The 13,854-nt window shown below is 70.1% G+C and carries 13 protein-coding genes; 4 read left to right on the top strand and 9 right to left on the bottom strand.

The genetic code is table 11. From position 1 onward, the window contains the following. Positions 1 to 420: 420 nt before the first annotated feature. The 3 genes from KHC19_RS02355 to KHC19_RS02345 form a co-directional block, all read right to left on the bottom strand. Positions 421 to 1,236, bottom strand: coding sequence for a TrmH family RNA methyltransferase (locus KHC19_RS02355; RefSeq protein WP_213350406.1), 816 nt, complete (start codon positions 1,234 to 1,236; stop codon positions 421 to 423). A 264-nt stretch (positions 1,237 to 1,500) separates the two neighbouring features. Beyond that, entirely contained in the window at positions 1,501 to 3,312 is a 1,812-nt protein-coding gene (locus KHC19_RS02350) for an ABC-F family ATP-binding cassette domain-containing protein (RefSeq protein ID WP_213350405.1), read from the bottom strand. Between the two features lie 87 nt (positions 3,313 to 3,399). Continuing rightward, a complete protein-coding gene (locus KHC19_RS02345) occupies positions 3,400 to 3,807 on the bottom strand; it encodes a VOC family protein (protein ID WP_213350404.1) in 408 nt (135 codons plus the stop codon). Positions 3,808 to 3,974: 167 nt separating this feature from the next. Here KHC19_RS02345 and KHC19_RS02340 point away from each other — a divergent pair, with 167 nt between their 5' ends. The 4 genes from KHC19_RS02340 (at position 3,975) to KHC19_RS02325 (ending at position 8,187) form a co-directional block, all read left to right on the top strand. Continuing rightward, entirely contained in the window at positions 3,975 to 5,402 is a 1,428-nt protein-coding gene (locus KHC19_RS02340; RefSeq protein WP_213350403.1) for an FAD-binding oxidoreductase, read from the top strand. Between the two features lie 227 nt (positions 5,403 to 5,629). Beyond that, the gene (gene exbB, locus KHC19_RS02335) at positions 5,630 to 6,769 is read left to right on the top strand and encodes a tonB-system energizer ExbB (RefSeq protein ID WP_246548103.1); all 1,140 of its coding nucleotides are present in this window, start codon (positions 5,630 to 5,632) and stop codon (positions 6,767 to 6,769) included. A gap of 9 nt (positions 6,770 to 6,778) precedes the next feature. Further along, a complete protein-coding gene (gene exbD / locus KHC19_RS02330) occupies positions 6,779 to 7,324 on the top strand; it encodes a TonB system transport protein ExbD (protein ID WP_213350402.1) in 546 nt (181 codons plus the stop codon). After that, complete coding sequence (locus KHC19_RS02325) at positions 7,321 to 8,187, top strand: energy transducer TonB family protein (protein WP_213350401.1); 867 nt, start codon at positions 7,321 to 7,323, stop codon at positions 8,185 to 8,187. Before exbD ends, KHC19_RS02325 begins: the two co-directional genes overlap by 4 nt. Positions 8,188 to 8,204: 17 nt before the next feature. Here KHC19_RS02325 and KHC19_RS02320 read toward each other — a convergent pair whose 3' ends face one another. Genes KHC19_RS02320 through KHC19_RS02295 form a run of 6 tightly spaced genes read right to left on the bottom strand, consistent with a single transcriptional unit; the run spans position 8,205 to position 13,811 of the window. Further along, on the bottom strand, positions 8,205 to 8,690 hold the full coding sequence (locus KHC19_RS02320) for a GNAT family N-acetyltransferase (protein ID WP_213350400.1): 486 nt from the start codon (positions 8,688 to 8,690) through the stop codon (positions 8,205 to 8,207). Between the two features lie 10 nt (positions 8,691 to 8,700). Then, a complete protein-coding gene (locus KHC19_RS02315; RefSeq protein ID WP_213350399.1) occupies positions 8,701 to 9,864 on the bottom strand; it encodes a trans-sulfuration enzyme family protein in 1,164 nt (387 codons plus the stop codon). Positions 9,865 to 9,890: 26 nt separating this feature from the next. After that, a complete protein-coding gene (locus KHC19_RS02310; RefSeq protein ID WP_213350398.1) occupies positions 9,891 to 10,865 on the bottom strand; it encodes a dipeptide ABC transporter ATP-binding protein in 975 nt (324 codons plus the stop codon). Then, positions 10,862 to 11,875, bottom strand: a complete 1,014-nt coding sequence (locus KHC19_RS02305; RefSeq protein ID WP_213350397.1) for an ABC transporter ATP-binding protein — start codon at positions 11,873 to 11,875, stop codon at positions 10,862 to 10,864. Before KHC19_RS02305 ends, KHC19_RS02310 begins: the two co-directional genes overlap by 4 nt. Before the next feature lie 3 nt (positions 11,876 to 11,878). After that, complete coding sequence (locus tag KHC19_RS02300) at positions 11,879 to 12,808, bottom strand: ABC transporter permease subunit (RefSeq protein ID WP_213350396.1); 930 nt, start codon at positions 12,806 to 12,808, stop codon at positions 11,879 to 11,881. Continuing rightward, positions 12,801 to 13,811, bottom strand: coding sequence for an ABC transporter permease subunit (locus KHC19_RS02295; protein WP_213350395.1), 1,011 nt, complete (start codon positions 13,809 to 13,811; stop codon positions 12,801 to 12,803). Before KHC19_RS02295 ends, KHC19_RS02300 begins: the two co-directional genes overlap by 8 nt. Between the last annotated feature and the right edge of the window lie 43 nt (positions 13,812 to 13,854).

Here is a 13,854-nt window from a genome sequence, read left to right as displayed (position 1 = left end):
CGCGGCGGCACCGGACCGGCATTCCACTGCGGGGGGCGGTATGCGGAACGGCCGGCGGCGGGGCGGACGTCGAAACGTCTCCGCCGCGAAGACGAAGGCACCCTAGTTCCAAATTGAGAAACTTACCAGTACCAATAATATTGACACGCATTCGGCTTTCGCGTTTCCGAAAGGCGGGCGGGGCGGACACGAGCGTCGGAGCACAAAAAAAAGCCCGGAGCGATGCCCGGGCTTTGATAGGTAAGACGGTCATAGAGCGGCACGCCGCTCCGTATTCCCATCCGAAGATGGGCCCGTTCCCCCGGCTTGTCGAGGGTGATTCGTGCCGATCACGTATTCGGGAATTGCAGATCACCTTCCGCCGCGAAGCTCCGGCCGGCGCGGCGGGGAGCCGCCCGCCGCGCCGGCCGGACGTCGCCGTCAGAGGTCGGCGAGATGATACAGGGCGATGCCGGCGGCCGTGGCGACGTTGAGGGAATCGAAGCCGCCGGCCATCGGGATGCTGACCGTCCGGGCCCGGACCATGACCGCCGCGGACAGGCCGGGTCCCTCCGCTCCCACCATCAGCGCCGTACGGGGCGCGGCGACGACATCCTTCAGCTTCGTCTCTCCCGCCGGGCTGAAGGCGAGCAGCTCGAAACCCTCCGCCACCAAGAGGTCGAGCAGGGTGGCCGCATTGCCTTCGCGGGCGAAGGGCACGACGAGGCTGCCGCCGACCGAGACCCGGATCGCCTTGCGATACAGCGGGTCGCAGGAGGCGAAGTCGAGCAGCACCGCATCCGCCCCGAAGGCGGCGGCATTGCGCATGATGCCGCCGACATTGTCGTGATTGGTGATGCCGAGCGCCATGACGACGAGCGCCCGTTCCGGCAGGGAGGCGACGAGCTCGGCGGCGGAGGGCTCCTCCCCGCGCAGGCCGACGCCGAGCAGGCCGCGATGGATGTGGAAGCCGGTGATGCCGTCGAGGATCTCCTGGCTGGCGGTATGGATCGGCAGGTCGGCCGGCGCCTGCGCCAGCAGCGGGGCGAGGGCGGCGGCGCGGCTCTCGGCGATGAGCAGGGATTCGAGGCGGAAACGGTTGCGCGGCGACAGGGCGACGTCGAGCACCGTCCGGCCCTCGACGATGAAGCGCCCGCCACGCCCGACGAGATCGCGCTCCTTGATGACACGATAGGCGTCGATGCGGGGATCGTCCGGCGAGGCGAGGGCGATGAGGCGGGGGGCGGGGCAGGGCATGCGCGCGTCTTAGCCGTTTCGCGGCGGGATGTCGCCTGCGTGCTTCGAGGCTCGCTTGCGCTCGCGCCTCAGCATGAGGATGGTTGTTTATCCGCCGTCATCGCGGACTTTATCCCTCATCATCCCGGACGGCCGACAGGCCGATCCGGGATCGCGCAGACATGGGAGAGCGATCCTGGCTCTCCGCTGTGCGGAGCCTGCCCTCGGGCTTGCCAAAGGCAAACCCGAGGGCCGCGATAACGAGGGTGGCGGGAGAGAGCCGCCCTATCCCCCCAGTTCCTCGCGCAGCATCTCCAGCTCCAGCCATTGCTCCTCGGCCCGGGACAGCTCGCCCTGTGCCTTTTCCAGCGCCGCCGAGGTCTTGGCGAAGCCGGCGGGATCCCTGGTATAGAAATCCGCCGCCTGCATCTTCTCGGCGAGCTTGCCGATCTCGGTTTCCAGCCTGGCGATGGTCTTCGGCAATTGCTCCAGCGCGTGCTTCTCCTTGAAGGAGAGCTTGCGCTTGCCGGCGGATTTCTCGGCGGCGGGCTTCTCTGCCGGCTTCGGGACTTCCTTGGCGGGCTTCTCGCCGGCGCGGGACTGAACGCCATGGCCGCGCTGGGCGACCATGTCCGAATAGCCGCCGGCATAGACGGTCCAGTTGCCGTCGCCCTCATAGGCGATGGTGGCGGTCACCGTACGGTCGAGGAAGTCGCGGTCGTGGCTGACGAGGAGCACCGTGCCGGCATAGTCGTCGATCATCTCTTCCAGGAGGTCGAGCGTCTCGAGGTCGAGGTCGTTGGTCGGCTCGTCCAGCACCATGAGATTCGACGCCTGGGCGAGGGCGCAGGCGAGCAAAAGCCGCCCGCGCTCGCCGCCCGACAGCGAGGAGACCGGCGTGCCGGCCTGCTCCGGTGTGAACAGGAAGTCCTTCATGTAGCCGATGACATGGCGCGGATTGCCGCCGATGAACACCTGGTCGCCGCGCCCGTCGGTGAGTGTGTCGCGCACCGAGCGGGTGGGGTCGAGGGCAGCGCGGCGCTGGTCGAGCGTCGCCATCTCGATATTGGTGCCGAGCTTGATCGTGCCCGAGTCGGGGGCGAGCTCGCCGGTGAGCATCTTCAGCAGCGTGGTCTTGCCGGCGCCGTTGGGGCCGACGATGCCGATGCGGTCGCCGCGCTGGATGCGGATCGAGAGGTCGCGCACGATGGGGCGGCCGTCATAGGCCTTGGCGATGTGCTCGGCCTCCACCACCAGCTTGCCGGAGGTCTCCGCCTCGGTGGAGGTGAGCGTCACTGTGCCGAGCGCGCGGCGATGCTCGCGGAACTGCTGGCGCAGGTCGGCGAGTTCGCCGACGCGGCGCATGTTGCGCTTGCGCCGGGCGGTGACGCCGTAGCGCATCCAGTGCTCCTCGGCGACGATCTTGCGGGCGAGCTTCTGCTGGTCGCGCTCTTCTTCCTCGAGCACGGCGTCACGCCATTCCTCGAAGAACTTGAAGCCGCGCTCCATGCGTCTAGTGGTGCCGCGATCGAGCCAGACGGTGGCGCGGGTGAGGTCCTCCAGGAAGCGGCGGTCGTGGCTGATCAGCACCAGCGCCGAGCGGGAGGACGCGATCTCGCTCTCCAGCCATTCGATGGCCGGCAGGTCGAGATGGTTGGTGGGTTCGTCGAGCAACAGGATGTCCGGCTCGGGGGCGAGCACGCGGGCGAGCGCGGCACGGCGGGCCTCGCCGCCGGACAGGCTCGCAGGCGCCTCGTCGCCGGTGAGGCCGAGCTGCTCGAGCAGATAGCGGGCGCGGTAGTCGGGATCGCCCGGCCCGAGGCCGGCCTCGACATAGGCGAGCACGTTCGGGAAGCCGGAGAGATCCGGCTCCTGCGGCAGGTAGCGCACCGTGGCGCCGGGCTGCACGAAGCGCGTGCCGGAATCCGCCTGCACGAGGCCGGCGGCGATCTTGAGCAGGGTCGACTTGCCCGAGCCGTTGCGGCCGACGAGGCCGACGCGCTCGCCGGCGGAGACGGACAGCTCCGCCCCCTGCAGCAGCGGCGTGCCGCCGAAGGTGAGCCGGGTGTCCTGGAGAAGAAGCAGAGGGGGCGCCATGCGCGGGGCATAGGGGATGAACCCGCGCGGGGCAAGGGGCGTGTGGGCAAGGCGCGTGTGGGCGGGCGCCAAGGGCTCCGCCGGAGCTCATTCCTCCAGCCCGTAGCGGTGGAAGACGGCGGCGAGCTTGTTGCCGTCCGGGTCCCGCACATAGGCGACGTAGAAATGCGGGGTGTAATGCGGACGCAGGCCGGGAGCGCCCTCGCTCGTGCCGCCATGGGCGAGGGCGGCGGCGTGGAAGGCATCGACCTGCTCCGCGCTCGCGGCGCGAAAGGCCACCATCGGGCCATTGCCGGGCGCGGGGGCGCCACCGTCGAAGGGATGGCACAGCCACAGGCTGACGCCGCCGTCATAATCGGGGCCGTAACCCGCCCAGCCGGGCGTGGCATCCTCGCTGCGGACATGATCCAGCGTCGCCATCACCGGGTCGTAGAAGGCGAGGGTGCGGTCGAATGCCGAGATGCCGAGGGTGACGTAGAGAATGAGCGAGGACATGCCGGGTCTCCTGCGGAACGGATCTTCCCGCGGCGGTTCACGACCGGGGACGCCGGGCGCCCGGGAGGCGGACAAGGGCCCGGCGGACGCCCGGCGTCATATGGCGGCAAGCGGCGCGGCCGTGTAAACAGCCGGGCGACCGCCTTTGCAGATAATCGGACGTTGCCATGACCTCGACGACAGCCGCCGACCTCGCCCCGCTCCTGGAAAAGATCGCCCGGCGCATCGGCGCCCCGCATGTGCTGACCGAGCCGGGGGACACCGCCGCCTATCTGCGCGAGGAGCGCGGGCTCTATGACGGCCGCACGCCGGCGGTGCTGCGGCCGGGCAACACGGAGGACGTCGCCTTCATCCTCGCGGCCTGCGCCGAAGCCGGGGTGCCGGTGGTGCCCCAGGGCGGCAATACCGGCCTCGTTGGTGGGCAGATGCCGTTCGGCGAACTCGTGGTCTCGCTGGCGCGGCTCGACAAGATCCGTCATGTCGATCCCGTCGACATGACGATGACGGTGGAGGCGGGCTGCATCCTCGACAGCATCCACAAGGCGGCGGAAGCGGTGAACTGCCTGTTCCCGCTGCACATTGCGGCGCAGGGCTCCTGCCGCATCGGCGGCAACCTCTCGACCAATGCCGGCGGCACCGCGGTGCTGCGCTACGGCAACGCCAAAGAGCTGGTGCTCGGCCTCGAGGTGGTGCTCGCCGATGGCCGCGTCTGGAACGGGCTGAAGCGGCTGCGCAAGAACAATGCCGGCTACGACCTCAAGCAGCTGTTTCTCGGCACCGAGGGCACGCTCGGCATCATCACCGCCGCCGTGCTGAAGCTGTTCCCGGCGCCGGCGCAGCGCACCACCGCCTTCCTCGCCGTGCCCGACCCCGAGCATGCGCTCAAGCTGCTGCACCGGCTGCGCGGGCTTGCCGGCGACGGGCTGACCACCTTCGAGCTGATGGCGGATTTCGGCATCGAGACGGTGCTGAAGCACATGCCCGGCACGGTGCGGCCCTTCGCCGATCGCCATGACTGGTACGTGCTCGCCGAGTTCTCGGCGCCCACCCGTGCCTTCGATCTCGGAGCGCTGATGGAGACCGGGCTGGAGGCGGCGATGGAGGCCGGTGAGGTGACCGATGCGGTCATCGCCGCGAGCGAGGCGCAGGCGGATGCGCTGTGGCGGCTGCGCGAGGACATGAGCGAGGCGCAGAAGCACGAGGGCGGCTCGATCAAGCACGACGTCTCGGTGCCGGTGTCCCGCGTGCCGGAGTTCCTCGCCCGCGCGCTGCCGGCGGTGACGGCCGAGCTACCGGGGCTGCGCCCGTGCCCGTTCGGCCATGTCGGCGACGGCAATATCCATTTCAACCTCAGCCAGCCGGTGGGGATGGAGAAGGCGGCGTTCATCGACATGTGGGAACATTTCAACCGCATCGTGCACGATATCGTGACCGAGATGGACGGCTCCATCGCCGCCGAGCACGGCATCGGCCGATTGAAGGCGCACGAGCTCGCGCACTATGCCGACCCGCTGGCGCTGGAGCTGATGGGCCGGCTGAAGCGGGCCCTCGATCCGCAAGGGCTGCTGAACCCCGGCAAGGTACTGGATGTGTAGCGGTCTCCGTGCCTAGTCTAGAACGATCATAAGGTAGGAAATCGAAGTATTCGTCCTCTTTTGAACGGTTCTACTGTTTGAAGAATGGGCATTTTGAGGTTGTCGGGAGCGTATAGAGGGGTTTAAGGAAACCGTTAATTGACCAGTCGCCCACCCTTTGGCCTCCGGGCACGGCGCAAGCCGCGTTGCGCGGGGCCATGGGCGGGCTGCCAATGACGGGTAGACCCATGCCGACCCTTCGTCTGCCGACGACACGCCTTTCGATGCTGCGGCTCGCCGCCTCGCCCCGCCATTCGCTGATCGCGCTCGTGGCGCTGTCGGTGCTCGCGGGACCGCCGGTGGCCTTCGCGCAGGGCGTGGCGCCGACGACGACGCAGGCGGCCCCGGCCGCTCCCGCTCAGCCGCAGGCGCAGGCTCCCGCCCAGGCGCAGGCTCCCGCCGCCCCGACGACGACCGTGCCAACGACGAGCGCCCCCGCGCCGGCGGCGTCCACGATCGCGCCTCCCGCCACCGCTCCCGCTGGCAACGGCCTGCCGGGCGAGGCCACTGCTCCCGGGGCCTCCCCGGTGCCTACCGCTCCCGAAGCCGCCGGCGCTCCCGCCGATGCCGCGGCGCCGGGCGCGGAGGGCGAGGACGTCAGCGTCTCCGCGCAGCTGCCGCACGACCTGTCGCCCTGGGGCATGTTCATGGCCGCCGACTGGGTGGTGAAGGCGGTGATGATCGGCCTCGCCTTCGCCTCGGTGGTCACCTGGACGGTGTGGCTGGCCAAGAGCGTCGAGCTGATGGCGGCGCAGGGCCGGGTGCGCAAGGCGGTGAAGGGCCTGCTCGCCAGCGCCACGCTGGAAGAGGCCCGCCGGGTGGGCGCCAAGGGGCCGACGGCGGCCATGCTGCGCGCCACCGATCTCGAACTGAAGCGTTCCGGCGACCTGCCGGCTGATGGCATCAAGGAGCGCGTCTCGATCTCGCTCGGCCGCATCGAGGTGGCGACCGGCCGCGCCATCAACCGCGGCACCGGTCTGCTCGCCACTATCGGCGCCACCGCCCCCTTCGTCGGCCTGTTCGGCACGGTGTGGGGCATCATGAATTCCTTCATCGGCATCTCGAAGGCGCAGACCACCAATCTCGCCGTGGTGGCGCCGGGCATCGCCGAGGCGCTGCTCGCCACCGCTATCGGCCTCGTCGCCGCCATTCCGGCGGTGGTGATCTATAATCACTTCGCCCGGCAGGTTTCCGGCTACCGCATCCTGATGGGCGACGCCTCGGCCGAGGTGCTGCGCCTGCTGTCGCGCGACCTCGACCGCCGCGACGCGCGCGCGACCGCGCCGCGCCAGCCGGCCGCCGCGCGGCTGCACGCCGCCGCCGAGTGAGGTGAGCCGATGGGTGCCAAGCTCCAGAGCAGCGACGTCGACGATCTCGGCGAGAACCACGAGATCAACGTCACGCCCTTCATCGACGTCATCCTGGTGCTGCTCATCATCTTCATGGTGGCGGCGCCGCTCTCCACCGTCGACGTGAAGGTCGACCTGCCGGCGTCGACGGCGGCGGTGCAGCCGCGCCCCGACAAGCCGGTCTATCTCAGCGTGAAGAGCGATCTCGGCCTCGCCATCGGCAATGACGACATTCCGCGCGGGGGCCTCGGCCCGGAGCTCGACCGCACCACGGAAGGCAAGAAGGATACCCGTATCTTCCTGCGCGCCGACAAGAGCGTCGCCTATGGCGACCTGATGGAGGTGATGAACCTCCTGCGCGCCGCCGGCTATCTCAAGATCGCGCTGGTGGGACTGGAGGCGGCCCCGGCCGCCGCGGCCGCGCCAGCGGCGACCGGAGCGGGGGCGGTTCCCGGGTCTCCCGCTTCCGCCGCGCCGGCCTCTGCCGCCCCTGCCGCCCCGGCGCCTGCCGCGCCCGCGGGTGCCGCTCAATGAGCCTGCTGCTGCTGCGTGGCCGGGCGCTCGACCGGGTGGCCCGCGCCGGCTGCTGGGTCGGCTGCGGCGTGCTGGTGCTCGGCGCGCATGGCGGCGCGCTGGCCTATCTCCTTTCCGCGCCGCCGCCGGTGCCGCTGCAGGAGCCGGCGGCGATCATGATCGAGCTGGCGGAAGTGCCGGTGGCGCCGCCCTCCGAGCCCGTCGATGTGGCGCCCGGCCCACAGATGGTCGAGGCGCCCAAGGAGGTCGAGGAAGAGGTCAAGCCGGACGAGCAGCCCGAAGAAGAAGTCGAGCCGCCGCCTCCCGAGCCGATCAAGCAGGAGGAGCCGCTGCCGGAGGTGACGGAATCTCCCGCCCCCGACATCGAGGTGCCGCTGCCGCCGCCGGCCCCGCTCGCCTCCGAGCTGACGCCGCCGGAGAAGAAGATCGAACCCAAGAAGGAACCGCCGAAGAAGAAGCCGAAGCCGCGCGAGAAGAACGAGAAGCCGCCGGCGCCGCGGACCTCCGCCGCCCCGCAGATGCAGGCGGAGAACTCCGAGCGCATCGCCGCGCCGACGGCGGGGGCGGCCAATGCGCGCTCGATGACGCCGGCCAACTGGCGCTCGCGGCTGATGGCGCATCTCAACCGCCACAAGCGCTACCCGACCGGCGAGAGCGGTTCGGGCAAGGCGCGGGTCGCCTTCACCATCAACCGCGCCGGCCAGGTGCTGAGCGCGCGGCTGGTGGGCTCGTCGGGCAATTCGCGCTTCGACGAGGAGGCGGTGGCGATGGTGCGCCGCGCCTCGCCGGTGCCGGCTCCGCCCCCGGAAGTGCCGGGAGGCTCCATCGCCTTCACCGTGCCGGTGGACTTCACCCTGCGGTGAGGTGAGGCGGTGGACGTTCAGCCGAGCGCCGCGAAGGCGGGGGCGTGGCGCAGCGTGCCGGCGGTGGCCGGCAGCGCGCCGCCGAGCGCCAGCGCCATGAAATGAGGCCCGGCATAGGGCGAGGCGAAGCCGGCCGCCGTCGCGACGGAAAAGCCGAAGCGGCCGTAATAGCCGGGATCGCCGAGCACGAAGACCGCCCGCCAGCCCATCGCCTCGGCACGCCCGATCGCCGCCCTGACCAGCGCGCCGCCGATGCCGTGGGCGCGGTAGTCCGGCCCGACGGCGAGCGGGGCGAGGGCGAGGGCCGGGAAGGCGGCGGCGATGGGCGAGAGCAGCACATGGCCGACGATCTCGCCGTCCTCCTCCGCGACGAGCGAGAAGGTGGCATCGCCGGCGTCGCGCAGCCGGTTCACCAGATCGGCCTCGTCCGGCCCGTCAAAGGCGTCGCGCAGCAGCGCGTGGATGGCGGCGGCCTCGTCGGGGCGCTCGTCGCGAACAATCATGCGGGGTCTCCTAGGGGGCGAGGCGGGCGAGGAAGCCGGCGAGATCCTCCCACAGCTCCTCGGCATCCTCCAGGCCGATGCTGAGGCGGACGAGCGGTCCCCGGTGCGGCCAGGGCGTCGTGCTGCGTGGCGGCGCGAGGCCCATCGGCGCGATCAGGCTGTGGGTGCCGCCCCAGGACGCGCCGATGGAGAAGACCCTGAGCCCCGACAGCGCCGTCTGCAGGCGGGCATCGCTTTCCGGCGTCAGCACGAGGCTGAACACGCCGGAGGCGCCCTTGAAATCGCGGCGGAAGGCCTCGTGGCCTGGGCATTCCGGCAGCGCCGGATGCAGCACCTTCTCGACCTGCGGCAGGGGGGCGAGGCGGCGGGCGAAATCCTCCGCTACCCGGCCGCAATGGGCAAGGCGCACCGCCATGGTCTCGATGCCGCGCAGGGCGAGGGCGCACTCGTCCGGCGAGACGCCGATGCCCAGCGCCGACAGCGTCTGGCGCAGCCGCCGGTACAGATCCATGTCGGCGACGGTGATCGAGCCGAGCAGCAGGTCGGAATGGCCGCCGGCATATTTGGTCAGCGCCTCGGCGACGATGTCGACGCCATGGGCGAGCGGCTTGAACAGGAGTGGCGTCGCCCAGGTGTTGTCGCAGCCGGTGAGCACGCCGCGCGCCTTCGCCGCCGTGACGAGGGCGGGGATATCCGCCACCTCCATGGTGCCGGAGCCGGGCGCCTCGATCCAGACGAGGCGGGTGCGATCGTCGATGAGATCGGCGATGCCGGCGCCGATCATCGGGTCGTAGACGGCGGCCTCGATGCCGCGCGGGGCGAGATACTGGGCGCCGAGCGTGCGCACCGGCGGATAGGCGTTGTCCGGGATTAGCACCCGGTCGCCCGGCACCAGCAGCGTCAGCATCGGGATCGAGATGGCGGCCTGCCCGGAGGGCACGACGAGGCTGCGCAGGCCGCCCTGCAGCCGGGTGATCTGCTCGGCGAGGACGCGCGTGGTCGGCGTGCCGTGCAGGCCGTAGGTATAGCCGTCGACCCCGCGTGCGGCCCGATGCAGGAAGGCCTCGCCATCGGGATAGACGATGGTGGAGGCGCGGTGCGTGGGCACGGCGAGGCTGGCATAGCCTTCCTGCGACACCTCGGGATGATGCACGCATTGCGTGGCGTCGCGCATGGCCGGCCCCTTCTCTCGAGCTGTCGCTAATCCACCGCCCAGCAGGCGACCATGCGGCCGGACTTCATCTCCAGCGGCGGATTCTCGCGGCGGCAGCGGTCGAAGGCGAGCGGGCAGCGCGGGTTGAACGGGCAGCCGGCCGGCGGATCGAAGGGCGAGGGGAGCTCGCCCTCCAGCACGATGCGCTCCTTCTTCGCTTCCGGGTCGGCGACCGGGGTGGCCGACATCAGCGCCCGCGTATAGGGGTGCCTGGGGTCGTCGAAGATGGCGTCGCGCGGGCCGTGCTCCACGGCGCGGCCGAGATACATCACCATCACCTCGTCGGCCATGTGGCGGACCACGCCGAGATCGTGCGAGACGAACACATAGGCGACGCCGAGGCTTTCCTGCAGCTCCACCAGCAGGTTCAGCACCTGGGCGCGCACGGAGACGTCGAGCGCCGAGACCGGCTCGTCGAGCACCAGGATCTTCGGGCGCAGCACCAGAGCGCGGGCGATGGCGATGCGCTGGCGCTGGCCGCCGGAGAACATGTGCGGGTAGCGGCCGTGATGCTCGGGGCGCAGGCCGACCCGCTTCATCATGTCGATGGCACGCTCGCGGCGCTCGGCGGCGGAGAGCGAGGTGTTGACCAGCAGCGGCTCCTCGATGGCGGCGCCGATGGTCTGGCGCGGATTGAGCGAGCCATAGGGATTCTGGAACACCATCTGCACCTCGCCGCGATAGCGGCGGCGGGTGCCGGCATCGGCATCGGCGACATCGACATTGTCGATCATCAGCGCGCCGGTGCCGGGCTTCTCGATCATGGTGAGCATGCGCGCCAGCGTCGACTTGCCGGAGCCGGACTCGCCGACCACCGCCAGCGTCGAGCGCGGGGCCAGCGCGAAGCTGATGCCCGCCACCGCCTTCACCGTCGCCGGCTTGGCGAGCAGGCCGCGCGTGACCTCATAGGACTGGGCGAGGTCGATCGCCTCCATCACCGCCTGCGGGACTGTCGGAGTCATGCCGGCATCTCCAGTTTCTTCAGCGCGCGCGGATGGCCGTCGACGAGCGGCGTGTGGCAGAGGGCATAGCCGAGATCGGCGCCCGCGCGGGGCGGCGGGATGGTGCGGCAGGTCTGGGTGGCGAAGCGGCAGCGCGGCGAGAACAGGCAGCCGGCCGGCCGGTCCGCGAGGCCCGGCACCACGCCGGGAATGGAGGGCAGGATGCGCCCGCTCGCCCGCTCCGGCAGCGCCGCCAGCAGGGCGGAGGTGTAGGGGTGGTGCGGATCGCGGAACAGGCCGCGCGTGTCCTGCATCTCCACCTGCTGGCCGGCATAGTGGACGCAGACGCGCTGCGCCGTCTCCGCCACCACGCCCATGTCGTGGGTGATCAGGACGAGGCCGACGCCGCTGTCCTTCTGCAGGCGGAGCAGCAAATCCAGGATCTGCGCCTGGATGGTGACGTCGAGCGCGGTGGTCGGCTCGTCGGCGATGATCAGCTTGGGATTGCAGGCCAGCGCCATGGCGATCATCACCCGCTGGCTCATGCCGCCGGAGAGCTGGTGCGGGAAGGCCTTCAGCCGCCGCTCCGGCTCCGGGATGCCGACGAGGTCCAGCAGTTCGACCGCCCGCTTCTGCCGGGCGGTCTTGTCGAGGTCGAGATGCGCCTTCATCGCCTCGCGCAGCTGGAAGCCGACGGTGAAGCAGGGATTGAGGCTCGACATCGGCTCCTGGAAGATCATCGACAGGTCGCGGCCGATGATCTTCCGGCGCTCGCGCGGCGTCAGCGCGAGCAGGTCCTTGCCGTCGAAGCTCAGCCGGTCGGCGGTGACGGTGGCGGTCCAGGGCAGGAGGCCCATCACCGCCAGCATGGCAACCGACTTGCCGGAACCCGACTCGCCGACGATGGCCACCAGTTCGCCGGCGGCGACGTCGAGGTCCACCTTGTCCACCGCGCGGAACGGGCCGCGGCCGGTGGCGAAGGTGACGCTGAGATTGCGGATCGAGAGGAGGGGAGTGGACGTGGCGTTCATGGCTCAGCTCCTCCGCAGCTTGGGATCGAGCGCGTCGCGCAGGCCGTCGCCCATCAGGTTGATGGCGACCACGGTGATGAGGATGGCGAGGCCGGGCAGGGTGACGATCCACGGTGCGGCGCGGATGAACTCGCGCGAATCCGCCAGCATGGCGCCCCATTCCGGGATCGGTGGCTGGGCGCCGAGGCCGAGGAAGCCGAGCGCCGCCGCCTCGAGGATGGCGTCGGAGATGCCGAGCGCCGCCTGCACGATGAGCGGGGCGAGGCAGTTCGGCAGCACGGTGACGAACATCAGCCGGATGCGGCCGACGCCGGCGACGCGGGCGGCTACGACATATTCCTTCGACAGCTCCGCCATGGCAGCGGCGCGCACCAGCCGCACATAGCGCGGCAGGTACACCACCGTCACCGCCACGATGGTGTTGACCAGGCTCGGGCCGAGCACCGCCACCACCAGAATGGCGAGAACCAGCGAGGGAATGGCGACGATGAGGTCCATGATCCGCATCACCACCACCTCGACGATGCCGCGCAGGAAGGCGCTGGCGAGGCCGAGCACGATGCCGAGCGCCACCGAGACGATCATCACCGACAGGCCGATGCCGAGCGAAATGCGGGCGCCGTAGATCAGCCGCGAGAGGATGTCGCGGCCGACGGCATCGGTGCCGAAGGGGAAGGCCCAGGTGCCGCCCGCCCAGACGGGCGGCTGCTGCACCGAGGCACGGAACTGCTCGATCGGCGAATGCGGGGCCACCAGCGGTGCGAACAGTGCCAGAAAGGCGATGAACAGCACCACGGCGAGGCCGAGCACCGCGCCGCGGTTCTCGCTGAAGGCCGACCAGAACGCCTTCAACGAGGAGGGCGCGGGTGGCACCGTCTCGATGATGGCGCCGTCGGGGAGGATCGTCTCGCCGGGCAAGGGCTGATCAACCATGGCGGATCCTCGGGTTGATCGCGACGTAGGTGAGGTCGACGATGAGATTGACCAGGATGACGATGCTGGTGATCAGCATGATGCCTCCCTGCAGCGCCGGGTAATCGCGGCGGGCGATCGACTCGATCAGCCATTTGCCGACCCCGGGCCAGGCGAAGATGGTTTCGGTGAGCACCGCGCCGCCGAGCAGCGTGCCGGTCTGCAGGCCGATGACGGTGACGACCGGGATCAGCGCGTTGCGCAGCGCGTGCAGCCCGACCACCCGGAAGGGCGACAGGCCCTTGGCGCGGGCGGTGCGCACATAGTCCTCGCCCAGCACTTCCAGCATGGAGGACCGCGTCATGCGCGCGATCACCGCCAGCGGCACCGTGCCGAGCACGATGGCAGGCAGGATGAGGTGCGAGACCGCCGAACTGAAGGCGCCTTCCTGATCCGACAGCAGGCTATCCACCAGCATGAAGCCGGTGACGGGCTCGAAGTAGAAATTGATCAGGTCCATGCGGCCGGACACCGGCGTGAGGCCGAGATATTCCGACATGAACATGATGAGCAGCAGGCCCCACCAGAAGATCGGCATGGAATAGCCGGTGAGCGCTATCGTCATCATGGTGTGGTCGAACACGCTGCCGCGCTTCACCGCCGCGATGACGCCGGCGGGAATGCCGAGCACGATGGCGAAGGCCAGCCCGCACAAAGTGAGTTCCAGCGTCGCCGGGAACAGGGTGGCGAATTCGCTGAGCACCGGCGTCTTGGTGACGATGGAGACGCCGAAATCGCCATGGACGATGCCGTTGGCGTAATCGAGGAACTGTTGCCACACCGGCCGGTCGAGGCCGAGTTCGTGGCGCAGCATGGCGAGGCGCTCGGGGGCGATGCCGCGCTCGCCGGTGCGGGCCTCGATCGGATCGCCGGGCACGAGGCGCACCGCGACGAAGGTCACGAACATCAGCGCCACGAAAGTCGGCAGCGTCAGGGCGACGCGACGTATGAAAAAGCGGAACATCGATATCCCGGGCTTGCGATGCGCCATATCCGGCGCGTCCCGC

This window comes from Ancylobacter oerskovii, assembly GCF_018390555.1.
Taxonomy (GTDB): Bacteria; Pseudomonadota; Alphaproteobacteria; order Rhizobiales; family Xanthobacteraceae; genus Ancylobacter; species Ancylobacter oerskovii.
The sequence above is the reverse complement of the archived record's forward strand: the minus strand, read 5'-3'. Positions and strand labels throughout refer to the sequence as shown.